The sequence below is a fragment of the Vagococcus xieshaowenii genome, assembly GCF_004792515.1.
Classification (GTDB): Bacteria; Bacillota; Bacilli; order Lactobacillales; family Vagococcaceae; genus Vagococcus_A; species Vagococcus_A xieshaowenii.
This window is the reverse complement of the sequence record NZ_CP038865.1, coordinates 1,562,739-1,581,641: the sequence shown is the minus strand read 5'-3', so window position 1 is coordinate 1,581,641 and position 18,903 is coordinate 1,562,739. Positions and strand designations below refer to the sequence as shown.

The following is an 18,903-nucleotide window of genomic DNA, read 5'->3' as shown; positions in this document are numbered from 1 at the left end:
GAGAGAGAAGATGACGCGACTGTTGTTTCCGACTAATCAACCAAAACAAGCTCAGATGGAAGCGTATATGCGCAATCAATTTACTTTTTGTGGGTTACCAGCAACTGAACGTCGTCAATTAGCCACGCCTCTTCTTAAAGACAGTAAGAGCTGGTCGAAGGATGTATTAATGGAAGAAATTCATTATTATTTTGGGTTACCAGAACGCGAGTATCAGTATGTAGCTATAGACCTTGCAAATAAAAATTTAGGCCGTTTGTCTATTGAAAATATACATCAGCTAAGCCAATTAGTGATGGAAAAATCATGGTGGGATAGTGTGGATAGTTTAGCGGGATTATTTAGCTCGTGGTTAAAACAAAATATGAATAACGTTGAAGAAGTATATAATTGGTTTTATCAGCATGATAATATGTGGATGCGACGTGTGTCGATTATCTTACAACTTAAATTTAATGATCAAACCAACACTGATTATCTTCAACAAGCCATTCTAAATGATCGAACAACAGATGAATTTTTTATTCAAAAGGCGATTGGTTGGTCGTTGCGTCAATATAGTAAAACCAATCCTGAATGGGTACGCCTGTTTATTAGCGATTATTCCCTTAGTAAGTTAGCGGTTAGAGAAGGAAGTAAGTACTTATAAAGAAAAAATAACCGAATGTCAACTTTATGTTGAGGTTCGGTTATTTTTGTGGTTGTTTTTCTTTTATAGTAAAACAATGTCTTTCTTTTGTGCAAATGGGTCTTTAGGATCAATACGATCATAGAACATCACACCGTTTAAATGGTCGATTTCGTGTTGAATGACCATAGCGTCATAGCCTTTGAATTTTTTCTTTTTTGCTTCTCCGTCAACTGTAAAGTACGTAACAGTTATTTTAAAATGACGAATGACGATACCTTCGACGGCACGGTCAACTGATAAACAACCTTCGCCACCTTCTAAACCAGCTAATTGGACAGAATGACTTATCACTTTAGGATTGACCATTACTTCTGAAAATGTAATCTCAGGTCCTGATTTCGCATCCTCTTCATCAAAATCAGGATTTGGAATGTGGACAGCAATCATACGTTTTTCAATGTCTAATTGAGGAGCGGCTAAACCAACGCCTCCACGTAAATTATACTCTTCGGCAATTTGTGGGTCTTGGCTGTTTTTTAAAAATTCTAGCATATCGTGGGCTAATTGACGATCTTCCTCACTTAAAGGAAAGCTCAATTCTTGCGCCACTTCTCTAAGTGTTGGGTTACCTTCTCTAATAATATCTTTCATTAATATCATGGTTCATTAACTCCTTATATTTGTTCAATATCGTTTCTATTTTAACACAGCTTATAGTAAAATGGGGTGGTTTTGTTTATTAAATCGCGTATCTTAATAAAAAGGTTTAGGCACTTATTTAGGTAATTCTTAAAAAATAGGAAGTAATATCTCAGTTCCTAAAGTCTTTATGGTTTTTAGCTAGTATTATAATCTAACTTATTATAAAGTTAGATTATAATGAGGGATATTTAAGGAGGAAATAAAGAAATGTATCATACGTATTTAGTATCTAATAGTGAATTAACGGAAATAGAATTAGAAACAGAGGTTCTTTCAATTAAAGAAGCGCTTGAAAAAGATGTCGTGTCGCAAGATTTTTTTGATAGTAGCGAATTATCTGATGAAGAATTAAATGCTCCAAATGGGATTATGGTCTTAAAAAATGGCTACGGAATTGCGATTCAACGTTATGAGGATGAAGAATTATCGGCTATCTTCAAAAAAGATTATTTATACGAGATACAACTAGTCGCAGATGAGCCAATGCAGGTTGCTAAAGTATACGGCTTGTTGTTTGATTATTTAAAGACATGCTCTTTACCTATTGAAATTTGGGAAGCAAAAGCAGGATTAGAAGAGTACGTAGAAGGTAAGACACAAGAGCTTAGTCAAATGAAAGCGAGTGATTTAGAGGCCTTATTGGAGTCAGAACATCATAGTTCTACACGTCGTGTGAATTTAATCTAATCGGTATAATTACTTGCTTTTTACTATTAAATAATGTAAAGTTGTACTGTACGTAAGTACGACCTATTACTTGGTTTATCGAGTCACCAACGATTTACTCAGTTATGGGGTAAATTTTAGAAAGAGGTGGAAATTATGGCAATTTCAAAAGAACAAAAAAATCAAATCATGAGCGAATACGCGCGTCACGAAGGAGATACTGGTTCTCCAGAAGTACAAATCGCAGTTTTAACAGCTGAGATCAACCACTTAAACACGCATGCTCAAGTTCACAAAAAAGATCACCATTCTTACCGTGGACTAATGAAAAAAGTTGGTCATCGTCGTAACTTATTAGCATATTTACGTAACAAAGATGTTCAACGTTACCGTGAGTTAATTCAAAAATTAGGCTTACGTCGTTAATTTTTGGTCAACAACTTAGGAAAGTGAGACTCTTTGGGTCTCGCTTTCTTTTGCTATAAAAATATATTTTTGGAAAGCGAAAAGGTGTTGTGTTCTTCTACTATACAAATAAGAGAGAAGCTGTGAATTTAAGTGGATAATCAAACAACCTCTTTGTTATTTGTTTAGTAGGCCATCATACTTTTCGCAAAAGTAAAGGAGACTATGTCAATGTCAGGAAAACAAGTATTTACAACAACATGGGGCGGACGCCCACTTTCAGTTGAAGTTGGACAATTAGCTAAACAAGCTAACGGTTCAGTTTTTGTACGCTATGGAGATACTGTCGTACTTAGTGCTGCAGTAGCTTCAAAACAAGCAAAAGATGTGGATTTCTTCCCGTTAACGGTTAACTATGAAGAAAAAATGTACGCAGTAGGTAAAGTTCCAGGTGGATTTATCAAACGTGAAGGCCGTCCAAGCGAACACGCAACATTAACAGCGCGTTTAATCGACCGTCCAATTCGTCCAATGTTTGCCGAAGGATTCCGTAACGAAGTGCAAATCACTAACGTTGTCATGAGTGTGGAGCAAGATTGCCCACCAGATATGGCTGCAATGTTTGGTTCATCATTAGCATTAGCTATTTCAGATATTCCATTTAATGGTCCAATTGCTGGGGTTAACGTAGGTCGCGTTAACGGTGAATTAATTTTAAACCCAACACCTGAGCAAGAAGAATTATCAGATATTCATTTAAGTGTTGCTGGAACAAAAGATGCCATTAACATGGTTGAAAGTGGTGCTAAAGAAGTATCAGAAGAAGCTATGTTAGAAGCATTATTATTCGGCCATGCTGCGATTAAAGAAATGGTTGCCTTCCAAGAAGAAATCGTTGCCGCTGTCGGTAAAGAAAAAATGGAAGTTGAATTATTACAAGTTGATCCTGAATTGAAAGCTGAAATTCAAGAAGCATACAATGCTCGTATGGTTGCAGCTATTCAAACAGAAGAAAAATTAGCACGCGAAGATAATATCGAAGCGGTAAAAGAAGAAATCATTACTGTTTATACTGAAAAATTAGCAGAAGATGAAAATGCTGCTAAGAAGTTAAAACAAGTAAAACAAATTGCTGAAGATTTAGAAAAAGACGAAGTCCGTCGTTTAATTACGAAAGAAAAAATCCGTCCAGACGGTCGTAAAATTGATGAAATCCGTCCATTAGCAGCAGAGGTTGGTTTATTACCTCGCGTTCATGGTTCAGGTTTATTCACTCGTGGACAAACACAAGCGTTATCAACGGTTACATTAGCACCACTAGGAGAACATCAAATTATTGATGGGCTAGGAACAGAAGAGAGCAAACGTTTCATCCATCACTATAATTTCCCACAATTCTCAGTAGGTTCAACTGGTCCAGCACGTTCTCCAGGACGTCGTGAAATTGGTCATGGTGCGTTAGGTGAACGTGCAATGGCACAAGTAATTCCAAGTGAAGAAGAATTCCCATACATGATTCGTGTGGTTTCAGAAGTATTAGAATCAAATGGTTCATCTTCTCAAGCAAGTATCTGTGGTGGTATCTTAGCCCTTATGGATGCAGGTGTTCCGATTAAAGCACCAGTTGCTGGTATCGCAATGGGATTAGTAATGGAAGGTGACGACTATACTGTCTTAACAGATATCCAAGGTCTAGAAGATCACTTAGGAGATATGGACTTTAAAGTAGCAGGAACTGAACAAGGGATTACAGCACTTCAAATGGATATTAAAATTGAAGGTATTACAGAACAAATCTTAACAGAAGCTTTATCACAAGCTAAAACAGCGCGTATGGAAATCTTAAAAGTGATCACGTCAGCTATTGAAGCACCTCGTGAAGAGTTAAGTGCTTATGCGCCTAAGATTGAAATGATCCAAATCAAACCTGAGAAAATCAAAGAAGTTATCGGTAAAGGTGGCGACACTATTAACGGTATTATTGATGAAACAGGCGTTAAAATCGATATTGATCAAGAAGGTAATGTAAGTATTGCCTCATCAGATGCTGCTATGATCAAACGTGCGATTGAAATTATCGAAGATATCGTTCGTGAAGCTAAAGTTGGCGAAACATACTTAGCTAAAGTGGTACGTATTGAAAAATTTGGTGCCTTTGTTAATTTATTCAAAGGTAAAGATGCTTTAGTTCATATCTCTCAGTTAGCTAATGAACGTGTAGCAAACGTTGAAGATGTGGTTAAAGAAGGCGATGAAATTTTAGTTAAAGTAACAGAAATCGACAAACAAGGTCGAGTGAATGCTTCTCGTAAAGCAATGTTACCTAAAGAAGAAACTAAATAATCATAACAAAGAGAGGACGCTCATTGAGTGTCCTCTCTTTTTATTAAGTCATTAAGTAAGGTCCTAGTACTGAGTGGAATTTAAGTCTTTGGTCCAATGCGTATAAATTGTGATTAGAGTATAATGGATATATAATGAACAGTATAAAGATAGGGAGATGATTAATAGTATGAAAAAAATAGTATTAGGTGCCATTACTTTAGCAACGGTTATGACATTAGGGGCGTGTAAAAATGAAACAACTAGTACCACTAATGAGCAAAACAATAATTCTTCTACACAAGTAGCGAAAGAATCAAGTGAGGTAAACCAAAATAGCTCATCTTCTACATCAAATTTATCAGATTTTTCCATTAGCTTAGATGATGCGATAGCAATTTATCAAAAAGAAATGCCAAACACTGATATCACATCAATCAGCATTGATAGCTCATTTAAGAATTATTATTATGAAATTAGTGGAATGGACGATAATAATGAATATGAGTTGAAAATTAGCGTTGATACAGGGGATGTTTCAGACAAACGTGATGAAAAATTAGACCGTGATGAACAAAACGGTGTCAAACGTAATGAAGAAAAATTAACGTTTGATCATTTGAAACCTTTAGATGAATTAACTGAACTTGCAGTCAAACAAGTAGGCGGCGGTCAAGCTACTGATTGGAGTCTAGAAAAAGACTTGTCAGTTACTTACTGGGAAATCAAAGTAGAAAATGGTAAACAAAAACATGAAGTGAAAATTAACGCAGAAACAGGCGATATTTTAGAAACAGAACAAGATTAATCATGTAATTAAAAACGTGAGCGGATAGTTTATCCGTTCACGTTTTTTGTTATTTAATGACTTAATTAAGTACATCCCGATAGTCTGTTTTTTGATCAAATTCTTTTTTTGCAAATGGACAAAGAGGAATAATCTTTTTGTGATCGTGTCGTGCTTTTTCTACGACATTTAGGACTAATTTTTCAGCTAACTGTTGTCCACGGTAGTCGGGCGATACATAGGTGTGGTCGATTATCATCATATGCTCTCCGGCATTTGACCACGTGATTTCTCCGATTTCGTTCATTTGATCGTTTACTAGAACAAATCGTTGCTTATCTTCAATAATCTTCATCTTGTTAGCTCCTTTACATTTGTTTGTTTATTACCCTTATAATGCAAGTGTAACATACTGTTGAAAGAACGCGTATTAAGAAGTTTTTATGTAGCAATAGGCGTAAATTCTAATAATATAACGGCATTTGTATCGAGTGAAAAGGAATAATCAAATCGCTCGCTAATGTCAACATCGAATACTTGAAGATTAGGTCGGTTTTTTGCATGGATATAGTCAATCGTTTCTTTATCTAAGTGGGCCGTTTGTTTGAAATCCATATAAGAATAAAAGAGTGCCCCACTTTCACGATTAAAATCAATTTGTTTTACTTGGTATTTTCCTTCTAATAGGTGATGAATAGATAACGACAGTGATAAAATTTGACTATTCATAAAGGCAAGCTCAGTAGAAAGATGTGGGTCAAAGTAGTTTTCGTTCCACATCATTAGTTGTAATTTTTCACCATGTTGTGTCAATAAATAAAAATCATCTTCTCTAATTACCGTTCCTTGCATGCGGTTGGCTAGCTGTAAGCTGAAAAAGGCAGGTCGGCGATTTTGATGATAATGAAATAAATCGAGTCCAATACTTGGTGATTGGGCTCTTAAATTATAGTGTTCATGGCTCTCTAAATTTAGCCAAAAACCATAACCATCAATCAACTGTTCTAGATTAAGTAATTGCTTAGTAATCAAAGCTCCTCGGAAAAATAAGCCGTTATAATTGATAGTAGTACCGGTTAAAGTGTTCCATTCGGTTAGGTAAAGAGGGCAATCAATTGATAGTTCATTTAAACAATGTTTGATCCAATTACTTTTATTTGTCAAATAATGATGCGCTTCAACTATTTTATTTGATAGATTATTGGTTTGATTAAAAATATAATTTGAATCAGCTGTATAACTTAAGAAATTATAGGTACGATTAACATGTGTTAATAATTGTTTGATGTTGGTGTGTGTTTGCTGGTTATCAAACGGGTCGCTTATAGGGAGTTTAATGCCAAAGCTGATTTCAGGATAATAATGATGAATACTTTGATAAAATTCTTGATACAGTGCCACGTTATCAAGAGTAAACGACTGAACATTGAAGGAGAGCGTAGAGAGAAACTGACGTCCCCATCGATTAATCATGTAATTAAAAAGTTCTAAATAAAGCGAGATGGTTTGGTCATCAAAATCCATTAAATCAAATTGAATCATGAGTTTCAATTGATGGTTCATAAGAAAGGCTAATCCAGTATCTAATTCTTCAAAAGCAGGAAAAGAATTCAAGTTAGCGTTTTTGGATAATCGATAACTAACAGGTAATTCAGGGAAAAAATTAAAACAACTAATGATGGTTAATGTCTGTTGATTAAGCAGTTCTAATAATTCTTTTTGAATATGTGCTTTGTTGAGGTCGCTTAAATATTCAATATGAACAATCACGTCATTAGCATGCTTGGTACGAAGAGATTGACTATCGTTAATTTCTAAGTGCTTGGTAAGCTTATGCAATTGTTCTGGCTGACGAGTATGAGGTTCTCTTTTAATTAGTTGGTAGAGTTGCTCAATGATTTCTTTAGGTTGTTGGTGGCTCGTTGTAAGAGCTATAGGTTGGTTATTATCGGTCATCTGGTGTTGTTCACGGTACTCAGTCGGACTCATATTGAAAAAATGTTTGAACTGTTCTCGGTAAATTTTGGCACTGTTAAACCCAGCATTAAGGGCAATTTTTTCAATAGTGGCATCTGAATAGAGAAGCTCGTTGGCACTTCTTGTGACTTGTAGTTTTTTTAAATATTTTGACAAGTATAAACCTGTTTCTTTTTTGAACATTTTGGATAATGAGGCTTCGGATAGAAAGAATTCCTCTGCAATTTCTTTAACCGTTAATCCTTCATGATAATGTTGGTTAATAAAGTGAATGATTTCTTTGGTTTGGAAATTACTTGAATGTACAGAAATAGCTGTCGATTGGTACTTGAAATGCTCTGTTAATGAAAGAATGATAGATTCTAATAAGATCAGTTGTTTAACTGTACGTGTTTCTTGATAGCTAAATTCATTAATCAATAGATCGACTAAGAGGTTCGTCAAATGGTTAACGGCTTGTTGTTTATCAAAGCTAGTCTCGTGGATGGGTAATGCAAACTTCACGTTTAAAAAATCAGGGAATTGTGAAGTGAAAAATATTGGATTAATTTGTAAAAAAACAACCGACGCGTAGTCGCTTTGATAAGGAGTCATCGTTGCTAAATGATTGAGATTAAGACAGTAAAGTTCCCCTGTGCATAAATGTACAATTTGTCCCTCATCTTCAATTGTGATAGTTCCTTCTAACACTAACAATAAAGTCAGTTCTTTTGAAAAAATATCTTTTTTATGAGGTATATCTTGAAAGTTCACCGTACAAAAGTTTTGTTTAATCATACATAATACTCCCTTCTTTGTAAGGGTATTATATCAGAATAACAGAAAACGTTCTATTTAAAGAACGATTATTTCTATAATTTGGTTAACGTCATCTTTTTGTGAGGGGAAAGGAAAGGTTAAGTATTGTTGGTGTGTTTAAATTGTATAGAATGTGAAGTGTAGAGCAATAATAAACGATTTATACATTTAGGAGGGATTATTTTGACAGGATTAAAAGACAGAATTTTTGACGCATTAGATCAAAGAAAAGATGAAATGATTGCTATTCGTCGTCATTTGCACGAATACCCAGAATTATCATTCCATGAAACCAAAACCTCTCAATACATTCGTGATTTTTATGAAGGAAAAGATTGTAAGGTTGTAGCAAACGTAGGGACTGGTTACGGCATCACTATAGATATTCAAGGGGGGAGACCAGGTAAGTCACTAGCTATACGTGCTGACTTTGACGCATTACCGATTGAAGAAGCTTCAGGGGTCCCCTTTACCTCAAAAAATCCAGGTGTGATGCATGCGTGTGGTCATGATGGGCATACAGCCTACATGTTAATATTAGCCGACACATTAATTCAATTTAAAGAAGAGTTGCCTGGCATGGTAAGAATCATTCATCAACCAGCTGAAGAAGTGCCACCAGGTGGTTCTAAAGACATGATTGAAGGTGGTTGTTTAGAAGGGATTGATAATGTCCTAGGCATTCATGTAATGAGTACGATGGATGTTGGAAAAGTTTATTATCACAAGGGTGGTATTCATACGGGACGAGCAACCTTTAAACTAACCATTACGGGTAAAGGCGGGCACGGATCAGCTCCTCAAGACGCAAATGATGCCATAGTAGCAGGTGCTCAATTTGTTACAGCCGCTCAAACGATTGTTAGTCGTCGCATTAGTCCGTTTGATGCTGTAACAGTTACGATTGGTTCTTTCGATGGCAAAGGATCGGCTAATGTCATCAAAGAGAGCGTGACGTTAGAAGGTGATGTGCGTATGATGGATGAAGCTAATCGTCCAGTTGTGGAAGCACAGTTTAAACAAATATTAGAAGGCATTTCTCAAGCGTTTGGTGTTACTTATGATTTGGAGTATGGCAATGATTACCCAGTGTGTATGAATGATGAGAAACTAACGGAAAAAGTAATTCATGCCATTGAATCAGCAGGAATTCCTGAAGTTTCAGGTGTCGAAGATGTAGGTCCTCAAACGGCGTCAGAAGATTTTGCCTACTACGCGTTAGAGCGTCCAAGTTGTTTTATTTGGGTAGGGGCGCATGAACCAGGAACGCCAGTTTACCCACATCATAATCCTAAATTTACAATTGATGAAGGATGTTTAATTATTTCAGCAAAAGCAATGGCTAGCGCAGTGTTAGCTTATTTAGAAGAGGAGTAGCATATGGGATCAACAGTATTGAAAGAACAGGTACACTATAAAGGAAATAATCGATTATTAATTGGAATTGTTTTTAGTGTGTTAACATTTTGGTTGTTTGCACAATCATTATTAAATATGGCGCCAGATGTACAAGCAGATTTAGGTTTGTCTTCAGGGACGTTAAGTATCGGGGTTTCAGCAACTAGTTTAGCTTCTGGTATTTTTATTGTAGTAGCAGGAGGTATGGCAGATAAATTTGGTCGTGTAAAATTAACGTATGTTGGTTTATTATTAAACATCATAGGTTCGTTAGCCTTAGTCATTACGACAGGTAGCACGTTATTTATTGTTGGTCGTGCGTTGCAAGGGCTATCAGCAGCCTGTATTATGCCGTCAACTATGGCATTGGTGAAGACTTATTATGAAGGAGAAAATCGTCAAAAAGCACTAAGTTATTGGTCAATTGGTTCATGGGGTGGTTCTGGTTTTTGTTCGTTCTTTGGTGGAGCAGTAGCTAGTTCACTAGGATGGCGTTATGTGTTTGTTTTCTCAATTATTATTTCAATTTTAAGTGGCTTATTGTTACTAGGAACACCGGAGTCTGTTTCTAATGAAAAGTCAAAGGGTCGTTTCGATTTCGTAGGACTTATCTTATTTGTCATTTCAATGCTTTCATTAAATATTGTAGTAAGTAAAGGTTCTGCGATGGGATGGACAAGTCCTAAAACATTGTTATTAGCATTAGTAGTGATTGTAGGGTTGTTTGTCTTTGTTCAAGTAGAGAAGAAAAATGTTAATAGTTTTGTTGATTTTTCATTGTTTGAAAATAAGGGTTACTTAGGTGCCACTATTTCTAACTTCTTATTAAACGCTGTTGCGGGGACGATGATTGTCATTAATTCCTATGTACAACAAGGTCGTGGCTTATCTTCTGGTAAAACAGGGATGCTATCTATTGGGTATTTAGTGACCATCTTGATTACCATTCGAATTGGTGAAAAACTATTACAAAAAATTGGGGCTAAAAAGCCAATGATTATGGGAGCAATTATTGCAGGTGTGGGTATTGCTTTAATGTCGTTAACCTTTATTGAAGGAACTGTCTATTTAGGGCTTGTGTTCCTAGGATATGCTTTATACGGAGTAGGGCTAGGAATTTATGCCACACCATCTACTGACACAGCAATTTCAAGTGTGCCAATGGAAAAAGCTGGTGTTGCTTCAGGTATTTATAAAATGGCTAGTTCACTAGGCGGTGCGTTAGGTGTGGCTATTTCTTCTTCATTCTATAACAGCCTAAGCCTATCAGGTGATTTTTCAATGGGTGCAACAGTTGGGTTGATGATTAATGTCGCCTTTTGTTTATTAGCGATTGGCTCAGTTATCTTTGTTATTCCAAATAAAAAGTAACGGAGGAGGTTTAATTAATGACGTGAAAGGGATTATTTTATAATGAGAGATTAGGGATTCATTCTTTCGAACGCAACAAATCGTGTTCCTTGGAACGTTAAGTAACCTTGATCACCTTCAGCTAATTGGCCATAAATTGTCCCTTTTACGCTTAATTCTAGTCTTGTACCATTTTTGAATTCAAATGTAGCGTAATAAGTCGTCGAACTACCAGCATTATTTAGTGAATTGTTGTTATTGGTGTAATGGGTCATCATTTTGGTACGTTTGGTTACTACTTTAACGTGCTGGGTTTCTCTAGACGATTGATTATTACGATGCCATTGTTTTATGCCTTTGAATAATTGGAATAAGACAACTAATAAAGCTAATAAGAATATAATATAGAACATAGAAAATATAGGACTTCCCCCTAAATTAAAAAATACTTCTCTCATAGTCTGCCTCCTGATGTTTGTTTTTTATATATTCAATTTATAAACATAATATTAGCATAGTGACACGTAGTTTTCCAATGCTTATTGACAATTGTCATAGAGGTGTCGCGTGTTATTTTGATGAATTGTTGAAATAAGTTTAAATATTAGGATTAATTCGCCTGTTTACTTGAAAAATATCAAAAAAAAACGTAAAGTAGAGGGGAAAGAAAAAAGTATCACAATCAGGAGGAAACATCATGACACATATTCAATTTGACTACTCTAAAGTAGTTGGCACGTTCATTGGCGAAAACGAATTAGGTTACATGCAAAGCCAAGTAACGGCAGCTCATAATGATTTACGTAATGGAACAGGTGCTGGTAGCGACTTTATTGGTTGGGTAGATTTACCAGAAAACTATGACAAAGAAGAATTTGCTCGTATTCAACAAGCAGCTGAGAAAATCAAATCAGACTCAGAAGTATTAGTAGTAATTGGTATTGGTGGTTCTTATTTAGGTGCAAAAGCTGCACTAGATTTCTTAAACAATACATTCTACAACTTACAAAGCAACGAAGATCGTAAAGCACCACAAATTTTCTTTGCAGGTAACAGCATCAGCTCAACTTACTTAACAGACTTAATCGACATCATTGGTGATCGTGATTTCTCTGTTAACGTAATTTCAAAATCAGGAACAACAACAGAACCAGCAATTGCTTTCCGTGTGTTCAAAGAATTATTAATCAATAAGTACGGTAAAGAAGAAGCAAATAAACGTATCTATGCAACAACTGACAAAGCTAAAGGTGCGGTTAAAGTGGAAGCTGACGAAGAAGGTTGGGAAACATTTGTGATTCCTGATGATGTTGGCGGACGTTTCTCAGTTTTAACAGCGGTAGGTTTATTACCAATTGCTGCTAGTGGTGCGGATATTACTGGTTTAATGGAAGGTGCTAACCAAGCACGAAAAGATTTTTCTAGTGATAAATTAGAAGAAAATGCTGCTTACCAATATGCAGCTTTACGTAACATTTTATATCGTAAAGGTAAAGTGACTGAATTATTAATCAACTATGAGCCAAGCTTACAATACTTCTCAGAATGGTGGAAACAATTATTTGGAGAATCAGAAGGTAAAGATCAAAAAGGTATTTACCCTTCAAGCGCAAACTTCTCAACTGACTTACACTCTCTAGGACAATATATCCAAGAAGGACAACGTAATATCTTTGAGACAGTAATCAAATTAGACAAACCTCGTCGTAACATCAACATCCCAACAATGGATAAAGATTTAGATGGTTTAGGTTATTTAGAAGGTAAAGACGTTGATTTTGTTAACACTAAAGCCTTCCAAGGAACATTATTAGCACATACTGATGGTGACGTTCCTAACTTTGTGGTAACAATTCCTGAACAAAATGCGTATACATTAGGTTACTTAATGTACTTCTTCGAGATTGCTTGTGGTGTGTCAGGTTACTTAAACGGCGTTAACCCGTTTGACCAACCAGGTGTTGAAGCATACAAGAAAAACATGTTTGCTTTATTAGGTAAACCTGGATTTGAAGATTTAGCCAAAGAATTAAACGCACGTCTATAATAAACATGAAAAGAATGAAGTCTTTTTAGGCTTCATTCTTTTTTAACTAAAGGAGTTCATATGAGAAATATTAAATTAACGATTGAATATGATGGACGTCGCTACTTAGGATGGCAACGTCTAGGAGATTCAGAGAAAACGATTCAAGGGAAAATCGAGAGTACCTTGAAACAAATGACAGGTGAAGTCATTGAGATTACGGGATCTGGTCGAACAGATGCGGGGACGCATGCAAGAGGACAAGTTGCAAATTTTAAAACAACTACAGATATGACCCGTGAGCAAATGCTATCATTTTTAAATCGTTATTTACCTAACGATATCGTGATTACGAAAATTGAAGAGATGCCAGAGCGATTTCATGCTCGCTATAATGTCAAAGGAAAAAAATATTCCTATAATATTTGGAACAGTGAAGTTCCCACAGCCTTACATCGACACACGAGTTTCCATGTGAAGCAACCATTGGATTTGGATAAAATGCAAGCTGCTTGTGAAAGATTAATTGGTGAACATGACTTTATTGGCTTTTCTTCATTGAAAAAATCAAAAAAATCAACTATTCGCACGCTTCAAGAAATTTCTATTGTACAACACGGGAATTTATTAGAATGTCAATTTATTGGTGAAGGGTTCTTGTATAATATGGTACGAATTATGATGGGAACAATTATCGAGATTGGTTTAGGTAAGTTACCAGTGGAAGTGATTGATGAAATTTTCGAAAAGAAAATCCGTCAACAAGCGGGGGAAACAGTTCCTGCTCATGCATTGTTTTTAGATGAAGTTTACTATTAGAAAGATGCCCTAGGGTGTCTTTTTTTTGAATTTGCATTGTGAATCAACCAAAAAAACTGCCCCATTTTATGAGACAGTTATGATTGTTTAATTGTTATTTTTCTTTGCCAAAGAAAAATTTAGTCAACTTCCATATATGACGAGTATAGTGATATGTTTGCCACACCATACAAGCTAATAAAGCTAATAAGATTATAACTAGCCAAAGTGTATTCAAGCTAAAATTATCAATTTGCGAAAGTCTAAGTGAGAGAATAAATAAAAATCCGATTAGGCTTAATAATGCTAAATTGATGAAATAAACAAAACAAGCAAGTGCGTATTTTCCTTTTTTCTTTTTGTTGTACTCGGTACGGAAAAATAGTTCATCGCCTAATAACAATAAAAAGTTCCCAATTAATTCGATTAAGGTTTCCATTTTATTTCGTTCCTTGGGTAAAATTATCGCGCTTAGCAGCTGCTATTCTTCCACGGAAATCTAGTATCATTAGAATAAAGGTTGTAACTGTGAAAATTGGTAAAATAACCCAATTAAGTAATACCAGCCAATCGCTAGTTGTATTTGAAAACATCGCAAAGGCCACAACAACTAACAGAGTTTCAATGATTTCAGCTATTTGGCTAGCTTTTGTATAGCGACTACGATAGTGTTGATAAACACTTTTGTTAGAAATTCTGTTTTTGCCCATTTTTTAACTCCTTTTTATTCGTTCCCTTTTTCATGAATATAGCATATTTTCATTGTCTGTACAACGTTTGTCGAATACTAAATTTTAGTTAATATTTTTTTGTCTGCTCTTATTTTATTTGCCTTTTATCACCACTATAGCTTATGCTATATAAGAAGAAAATAGGGGGTATTTTTTTATGACAACTATTGCGGTATATTGTGCTTCAGCAATGGGCACTCATCCGATTTATGCCGAAAAAGCGCATGAACTTGGTCAATGGATGACTGAAGAATCATATGATTTAGTCTACGGTGGTTCGAAATTAGGCCTAATGGGCGTTTTAGCTAGAGAATTAATCCAAGCAGAGCGACAAACAATTGGCGTTATGCCAAATTTTTTAGCCGATAATGAAATTACCCAAGAGGGCTTATCTGAATTAATTTATGTTGAGTCTATGCATGAACGTAAACAAAAGATGATAGATTTAGCGGATGTTTTTATTGCAATGCCCGGTGGTCCAGGAACACTGGAAGAAATTAGCGAAGTGGTTTCATGGAGTCGTATCGGTCAACATGATAAGCCATGTATTTTTTACAATGTGAATGGCTACTATGATTTATTAGCACAATTTTTTGATCGAATGGTAACGGACGGTTTTCTTTTTGAAAGTGATCGTGAGGCATTATTATTTTCAGATTCACTAACAGAGATTCAATCGTTTATTAAGAATTATACCCCGCCAGCTAAACGGGTGTATGATAAATAAGGAGTTAGTATGAAGACATTAATTATTTTGTCGCATCCAGATGTTGCGGGTTCAACGACCCAACAATTTTTGATGGCGGCAACCCAGACATTAGAAAACGTCACACTGCATCATTTAGAAAAACACTATCCAACCGGAAAAATTGATCGTGTCTATGAGCAAGCGTTACTAGCGGAACATGACCGTATTATTTTTCAATTTCCGCTTTATTGGTACAGCTCGCCATCTTTGCTAAAGGAATGGCAAGATGTGGTGCTTGATGAGAAAAAAATTACTGATTGGCAGGGCAAAGAATTCGGTATCGTCGTAATTGCCGGCGTAGCCAAAAAAGAATATCAAGCGGGTGGTCGTGAGATTTTTACAATGGATGAGTTAATGCGTCCTTATCAAGCGATCGCTAATAAATTCAAGTGGCAATATTTACCGATTTTTGGTATTTATCAATTTGCCTATATGACGGAAACATGTAAGCAAAAGTTATTGATTCGTTACCAACAATATTTAATGTTAGGCAACTCGCAAACGCTAGCTGAGCGTACCGCTTGGTTTCAAAATCAGCTAATTTCGATTTCGCTGTCTAAAGAAGCAAGTTTACATGATAAAATTGATTTAATTAAAGAACAATTACAAACAAATCAAGAAGAACTAGAGATGCTGCGTTTTACCTTAGATGAATTGGAGTAGTTGGAATGAAAGAAGAACAAAATTGGTTATTAACCGAGATTGATGCCTTGTTAACACAAGTGACATCGTATGAAGAAAAAGCATTATATTTATCGCTGAAAAAATTAGTCAATGAGCAGTACAATCGTTTGGAACAGCTCGAAGGCCAGTTAGACGGTACACTTTGGAGCCCTAAAGAATGGGGAGAAAATTAGTAATCATGAGTAAGTAGTGAAGAGGAACGTTATGCCTGTTCGCTACTTTTTATTTTTAATATAAAAAAGTTTAGGGTTGCCTAAAACTTTTTTATGGGTTACAATTCATTGTAATAAGAGGAGGTGGTTTGATTGTTAGAAATCAAACATTTAACCGTTGCGTATCAAGGGAATGTAATTTTAAATAATCTTTCAACAAACATCCCTTTGAAACAAACGGTAGGGATTATTGGGCCTAATGGTTCAGGGAAATCCACGTTGTTAAAAGGGATTTTATCACTGATTAAAACAGAATCAGGAGAAGTAACGGTCAATGGTAAAAGTATTTTATCTAAAAACACTCAAGTGGCTTATGTTCCGCAAAAGTCTGAAGTGGACATAACGTTTCCAATCACTGTATTCGAAACAGTATTGATGGGAACATATCCCACGCTTCGTAAGTGGAAGAGAGCAGGAAAGCGTGAAAAGGAAATTGCGCAAAATTGTATTGAACGATTAGGTTTACATGAATTCACTAAGCGAGGACTTAATGAATTATCAGGTGGACAACTTCAACGTGTTTTTATTGCACGTGCACTGGCTCAGCAAGCTGATATTTTATTGTTAGATGAACCATTCGTAGGGATTGATGTCGTGAGTGAACAAGTTATTATCAATGTATTAAATGAACTGAAAAAGCAAGGGAAGACCATCTTAATGGTGCATCATGACTTGACTAAAGTAGAACAATATTTTGATTATGTGTTACTCATCAATAAAGGGATTGTGGCACAAGGTCCTGTGGCGACGACATTTACAGATGAGACGTTACAACAAGTGTATGGTCAATGGATGGGGGCTATTGTTAAAGGAAAGGAGGGACTGTCATGACGATTATTTTTAGTTTGGCTGATTTTTTTCAAGTGCCAGTAAGTATGATGACGGCATTAATTGCTTCGACATTAATTGGTTTAACAAGTGGTATGTTAGGAAGTTTTATTGTATTACGCCGTCTGTCATTGATGGGAGATGCATTATCCCATGCGGTATTACCAGGTGTGGCTATTTCTTATTTATTAGGTATTCCGATGATGATTGGTGCGACATTTTTTGGTGTTTTAGCAGCAGCTTTAATTGAATTTATTACAAAGAAAAGCACAATAAAAACAGATAGTTCAATTGGGATTATCTTGAGTAGTTTCTTTGCCTTAGGGGTTATTTTAATTAGTAGAGCACAAAGTGGGACAGATTTGAATCATATTTTATTTGGAAATGTTCTAGCGGTGACGCCTAGTGAATTGTTGCAATCATTGATTATTTTGGCAGTCGTATTCTTGTTGGTAACCGTGTTTTATCAAGGTTTTTTTATTAGTTCTTTTGATCCAGTTGTTGCAAAAAGTTATGGTATCAACACCAATGTGTATCATTATTTGTTAATGATATTATTAACTATTTTCACGGTGTCTGCTTTATCTCAAGTAGGAATTGTGATGGTGATTGCCTTATTAGTAACGCCGGCTGCTACGATGTATTTATGGGTAAAACATTTAAAACACATGATGATAGGTGCTTCTATTCTAGGTGTTTTGATGGGGATTCTAGGAGTCTTGATTAGCTTTCACTATGACTTTCCAACAAGTTCAACGATTGTCTTAGTAGGTGCGTTCTTTTTCTTAGTATCATTTATTTGTTCACCAAAAAATAATTTTATTAAACGTAAGGAGAAAATCTATGAAAAAAATTCTTTGGGCAGTTAGTATATTAGGGTTATTAATTTTTATAACAGGTTGCGGTAAAAAAAGTGACACAACAGATGATGCAAACAAACTAAAGGTTGTGGCAAGTTATTCGATTATTGCTGATATGGCAAAACAAGTTGGAGGAGATAAGGTAGACGTAACAAGTATCGTAACACGAGGAACGGATCCTCATAGTTACGAACCAACACCACAAGATACCTTGTCAGTAGAAAAAGCAGATATTGTTCTTTCAAACGGCCTTAACTTAGAAACAGGCAAAGGATGGTATCAAAAGCTAATTGAAAATAGTCGTAAGGAAGATGTAAGTTATGTGGTATCAAAAGGTGTAGAACCAAAGTTTTTAACAACTAAAGGTGAAGAAGGGCAAGAAGATCCACATGCCTGGTTATCTTTAGTTAATGGACAATTATATGTTGAAAACATTGCTAAGTATTTAGGCGAAATTGATCCAGACAATCAAACGTTTTATCAAGAAAACGCCAAAACATATAATCAAAAATTACAAAAATTGTATGAAACTGGTAAGGAGAAATTTGCTCAAGTACCTGAGAAGCAACGTGTATTAGTCACCAGTGAAGGGGCATTCAAATATTTTGCGGAAGCCTTTGACTGCCAAGCAGCATTTATTTGGGAAATTAATACCGACACACAAGGAACACCAGAACAAATACAACGCGTGGCATCGATTATAAAAGAACAACAAGTTCCTGCATTATTTGTTGAAACAAGTGTATCACCCAAAACAATGGAAGCTGTTAGTCGTGAAACTAAAACACCTATTGTGTCTCAAGTGTTCACCGATTCATTAGCAAAAGAGGGTGAAGAAGGTGATACGTACTATGATATGATGGCCTGGAATATTGATCATATTTCAAAAGGATTGTTGGGTAAGTAAAAAAGATAAGAATTATCGTTGACAACCTCTAAATCATTTGGTATTATTAGGAGGTCGAGAAATCAAGCAGAAG

21 protein-coding genes and 1 other annotated feature (1 of these 22 cut by a window edge) are annotated in these 18,903 nt (G+C 35.6%); of the genes, 15 read left to right on the top strand and 6 right to left on the bottom strand.

The features are described from left to right. Positions 1-10 precede the first annotated feature (10 nt). The gene (locus E4Z98_RS07645) at positions 11-649 is read left to right on the top strand and encodes a DNA alkylation repair protein (RefSeq protein WP_135254433.1); all 639 of its coding nucleotides are present in this window, start codon (positions 11-13) and stop codon (positions 647-649) included. A gap of 63 nt (positions 650-712) precedes the next feature. On the opposite strand, the gene def is transcribed toward E4Z98_RS07645, so the two are convergent. After that, positions 713-1,291, bottom strand: a complete 579-nt coding sequence (def, locus tag E4Z98_RS07640) for a peptide deformylase (RefSeq protein WP_135254434.1) — start codon at positions 1,289-1,291, stop codon at positions 713-715. 249 nt (positions 1,292-1,540) lie between these two features. Here def and E4Z98_RS07635 point away from each other — a divergent pair, with 249 nt between their 5' ends. The 4 genes from E4Z98_RS07635 (at position 1,541) to E4Z98_RS07620 (ending at position 5,534) form a co-directional block, all read left to right on the top strand. Next, positions 1,541-2,020: a hypothetical protein gene (locus E4Z98_RS07635; protein WP_135254435.1), complete on the top strand. Its 480-nt coding sequence runs from the start codon at positions 1,541-1,543 to the stop codon at positions 2,018-2,020. Positions 2,021-2,155: 135 nt separating this feature from the next. Continuing rightward, the gene (gene rpsO / locus E4Z98_RS07630) at positions 2,156-2,425 is read left to right on the top strand and encodes a 30S ribosomal protein S15 (protein ID WP_135254436.1); all 270 of its coding nucleotides are present in this window, start codon (positions 2,156-2,158) and stop codon (positions 2,423-2,425) included. 210 nt (positions 2,426-2,635) lie between these two features. Next, the gene (gene pnp / locus E4Z98_RS07625) at positions 2,636-4,747 is read left to right on the top strand and encodes a polyribonucleotide nucleotidyltransferase (RefSeq protein WP_135254437.1); all 2,112 of its coding nucleotides are present in this window, start codon (positions 2,636-2,638) and stop codon (positions 4,745-4,747) included. A gap of 169 nt (positions 4,748-4,916) precedes the next feature. Beyond that, a complete protein-coding gene (locus E4Z98_RS07620) occupies positions 4,917-5,534 on the top strand; it encodes a PepSY domain-containing protein (protein WP_167790911.1) in 618 nt (205 codons plus the stop codon). A gap of 61 nt (positions 5,535-5,595) precedes the next feature. Here E4Z98_RS07620 and E4Z98_RS07615 read toward each other — a convergent pair whose 3' ends face one another. Together E4Z98_RS07615 and E4Z98_RS07610 are read right to left on the bottom strand one after the other, a co-directional pair. Next, the gene (locus E4Z98_RS07615; protein WP_135254439.1) at positions 5,596-5,868 is read right to left on the bottom strand and encodes a GNAT family N-acetyltransferase; all 273 of its coding nucleotides are present in this window, start codon (positions 5,866-5,868) and stop codon (positions 5,596-5,598) included. Positions 5,869-5,954: 86 nt separating this feature from the next. Further along, positions 5,955-8,267: a helix-turn-helix domain-containing protein gene (locus tag E4Z98_RS07610; RefSeq protein WP_135254440.1), complete on the bottom strand. Its 2,313-nt coding sequence runs from the start codon at positions 8,265-8,267 to the stop codon at positions 5,955-5,957. Positions 8,268-8,465: 198 nt separating this feature from the next. Here E4Z98_RS07610 and E4Z98_RS07605 point away from each other — a divergent pair, with 198 nt between their 5' ends. Then, the gene (locus tag E4Z98_RS07605; RefSeq protein WP_425330214.1) at positions 8,466-9,665 is read left to right on the top strand and encodes an amidohydrolase; all 1,200 of its coding nucleotides are present in this window, start codon (positions 8,466-8,468) and stop codon (positions 9,663-9,665) included. A gap of 3 nt (positions 9,666-9,668) precedes the next feature. Then, positions 9,669-11,057, top strand: coding sequence for an MFS transporter (locus E4Z98_RS07600; protein ID WP_135254442.1), 1,389 nt, complete (start codon positions 9,669-9,671; stop codon positions 11,055-11,057). Between the two features lie 50 nt (positions 11,058-11,107). Here E4Z98_RS07600 and E4Z98_RS07595 read toward each other — a convergent pair whose 3' ends face one another. Next, on the bottom strand, positions 11,108-11,494 hold the full coding sequence (locus tag E4Z98_RS07595; protein WP_135254443.1) for a DUF2500 domain-containing protein: 387 nt from the start codon (positions 11,492-11,494) through the stop codon (positions 11,108-11,110). 239 nt (positions 11,495-11,733) lie between these two features. Here E4Z98_RS07595 and E4Z98_RS07590 point away from each other — a divergent pair, with 239 nt between their 5' ends. Next, the gene (locus E4Z98_RS07590) at positions 11,734-13,083 is read left to right on the top strand and encodes a glucose-6-phosphate isomerase (RefSeq protein WP_135254444.1); all 1,350 of its coding nucleotides are present in this window, start codon (positions 11,734-11,736) and stop codon (positions 13,081-13,083) included. Positions 13,084-13,143: 60 nt separating this feature from the next. Continuing rightward, a complete protein-coding gene (gene truA / locus E4Z98_RS07585) occupies positions 13,144-13,881 on the top strand; it encodes a tRNA pseudouridine(38-40) synthase TruA (RefSeq protein ID WP_135254445.1) in 738 nt (245 codons plus the stop codon). 94 nt (positions 13,882-13,975) lie between these two features. Here truA and E4Z98_RS07580 read toward each other — a convergent pair whose 3' ends face one another. Continuing rightward, positions 13,976-14,299: a hypothetical protein gene (locus E4Z98_RS07580; protein WP_135254446.1), complete on the bottom strand. Its 324-nt coding sequence runs from the start codon at positions 14,297-14,299 to the stop codon at positions 13,976-13,978. A 1-nt stretch (position 14,300) separates the two neighbouring features. Next, positions 14,301-14,570, bottom strand: a complete 270-nt coding sequence (locus E4Z98_RS07575; RefSeq protein WP_135254447.1) for a hypothetical protein — start codon at positions 14,568-14,570, stop codon at positions 14,301-14,303. A 178-nt stretch (positions 14,571-14,748) separates the two neighbouring features. Here E4Z98_RS07575 and E4Z98_RS07570 point away from each other — a divergent pair, with 178 nt between their 5' ends. From E4Z98_RS07570 to E4Z98_RS07545, 6 genes are all read left to right on the top strand, one after another. Next, positions 14,749-15,318: an LOG family protein gene (locus tag E4Z98_RS07570; protein ID WP_135254448.1), complete on the top strand. Its 570-nt coding sequence runs from the start codon at positions 14,749-14,751 to the stop codon at positions 15,316-15,318. 9 nt (positions 15,319-15,327) lie between these two features. Further along, on the top strand, positions 15,328-16,002 hold the full coding sequence (locus E4Z98_RS07565; protein ID WP_135254449.1) for an NAD(P)H-dependent oxidoreductase: 675 nt from the start codon (positions 15,328-15,330) through the stop codon (positions 16,000-16,002). 5 nt (positions 16,003-16,007) lie between these two features. Continuing rightward, positions 16,008-16,196 carry a hypothetical protein gene (locus E4Z98_RS07560; protein ID WP_135254450.1) on the top strand — a complete coding sequence of 63 codons (189 nt, stop codon included), beginning with the start codon at positions 16,008-16,010 and terminating at the stop codon, positions 16,194-16,196. A 132-nt stretch (positions 16,197-16,328) separates the two neighbouring features. Then, positions 16,329-17,066, top strand: a complete 738-nt coding sequence (locus E4Z98_RS07555; protein ID WP_135254451.1) for a metal ABC transporter ATP-binding protein — start codon at positions 16,329-16,331, stop codon at positions 17,064-17,066. Next, positions 17,063-17,932, top strand: coding sequence for a metal ABC transporter permease (locus E4Z98_RS07550; protein ID WP_135254452.1), 870 nt, complete (start codon positions 17,063-17,065; stop codon positions 17,930-17,932). The genes E4Z98_RS07555 and E4Z98_RS07550 overlap by 4 nt, the downstream gene beginning before the upstream one ends. After that, positions 17,907-18,830: a metal ABC transporter substrate-binding protein gene (locus E4Z98_RS07545; RefSeq protein ID WP_135254453.1), complete on the top strand. Its 924-nt coding sequence runs from the start codon at positions 17,907-17,909 to the stop codon at positions 18,828-18,830. The genes E4Z98_RS07550 and E4Z98_RS07545 overlap by 26 nt, the downstream gene beginning before the upstream one ends. A gap of 58 nt (positions 18,831-18,888) precedes the next feature. Further along, positions 18,889-18,903: a sequence feature (ribosomal protein L20 leader region), on the top strand; it runs 117 nt beyond the window's last position.

Excerpts from the sequence above, each read along its gene's own strand:
- E4Z98_RS07550 (WP_135254452.1), top strand. The coding sequence starts at position 17,063 with ATGACGATTATTTTTAGTTTGGCTGATTTTTTTCAAGTGCCAGTAAGT.
- truA (WP_135254445.1), top strand. The coding sequence starts at position 13,144 with ATGAGAAATATTAAATTAACGATTGAATATGATGGACGTCGCTACTTA.
- E4Z98_RS07565 (WP_135254449.1), top strand. The coding sequence starts at position 15,328 with ATGAAGACATTAATTATTTTGTCGCATCCAGATGTTGCGGGTTCAACG.
- E4Z98_RS07610 (WP_135254440.1), bottom strand. The coding sequence starts at position 8,267 with ATGATTAAACAAAACTTTTGTACGGTGAACTTTCAAGATATACCTCAT.
- E4Z98_RS07620 (WP_167790911.1), top strand. The coding sequence starts at position 4,917 with ATGAAAAAAATAGTATTAGGTGCCATTACTTTAGCAACGGTTATGACA.
- E4Z98_RS07560 (WP_135254450.1), top strand. The coding sequence starts at position 16,008 with ATGAAAGAAGAACAAAATTGGTTATTAACCGAGATTGATGCCTTGTTA.
- pnp (WP_135254437.1), top strand. The coding sequence starts at position 2,636 with ATGTCAGGAAAACAAGTATTTACAACAACATGGGGCGGACGCCCACTT.
- E4Z98_RS07545 (WP_135254453.1), top strand. The coding sequence starts at position 17,907 with ATGAAAAAAATTCTTTGGGCAGTTAGTATATTAGGGTTATTAATTTTT.
- E4Z98_RS07590 (WP_135254444.1), top strand. The coding sequence starts at position 11,734 with ATGACACATATTCAATTTGACTACTCTAAAGTAGTTGGCACGTTCATT.
- E4Z98_RS07645 (WP_135254433.1), top strand. The coding sequence starts at position 11 with ATGACGCGACTGTTGTTTCCGACTAATCAACCAAAACAAGCTCAGATG.
- E4Z98_RS07575 (WP_135254447.1), bottom strand. The coding sequence starts at position 14,570 with ATGGGCAAAAACAGAATTTCTAACAAAAGTGTTTATCAACACTATCGT.
- E4Z98_RS07600 (WP_135254442.1), top strand. The coding sequence starts at position 9,669 with ATGGGATCAACAGTATTGAAAGAACAGGTACACTATAAAGGAAATAAT.
- E4Z98_RS07615 (WP_135254439.1), bottom strand. The coding sequence starts at position 5,868 with ATGAAGATTATTGAAGATAAGCAACGATTTGTTCTAGTAAACGATCAA.
- E4Z98_RS07635 (WP_135254435.1), top strand. The coding sequence starts at position 1,541 with ATGTATCATACGTATTTAGTATCTAATAGTGAATTAACGGAAATAGAA.
- def (WP_135254434.1), bottom strand. The coding sequence starts at position 1,291 with ATGATATTAATGAAAGATATTATTAGAGAAGGTAACCCAACACTTAGA.
- E4Z98_RS07570 (WP_135254448.1), top strand. The coding sequence starts at position 14,749 with ATGACAACTATTGCGGTATATTGTGCTTCAGCAATGGGCACTCATCCG.
- E4Z98_RS07595 (WP_135254443.1), bottom strand. The coding sequence starts at position 11,494 with ATGAGAGAAGTATTTTTTAATTTAGGGGGAAGTCCTATATTTTCTATG.
- rpsO (WP_135254436.1), top strand. The coding sequence starts at position 2,156 with ATGGCAATTTCAAAAGAACAAAAAAATCAAATCATGAGCGAATACGCG.
- E4Z98_RS07580 (WP_135254446.1), bottom strand. The coding sequence starts at position 14,299 with ATGGAAACCTTAATCGAATTAATTGGGAACTTTTTATTGTTATTAGGC.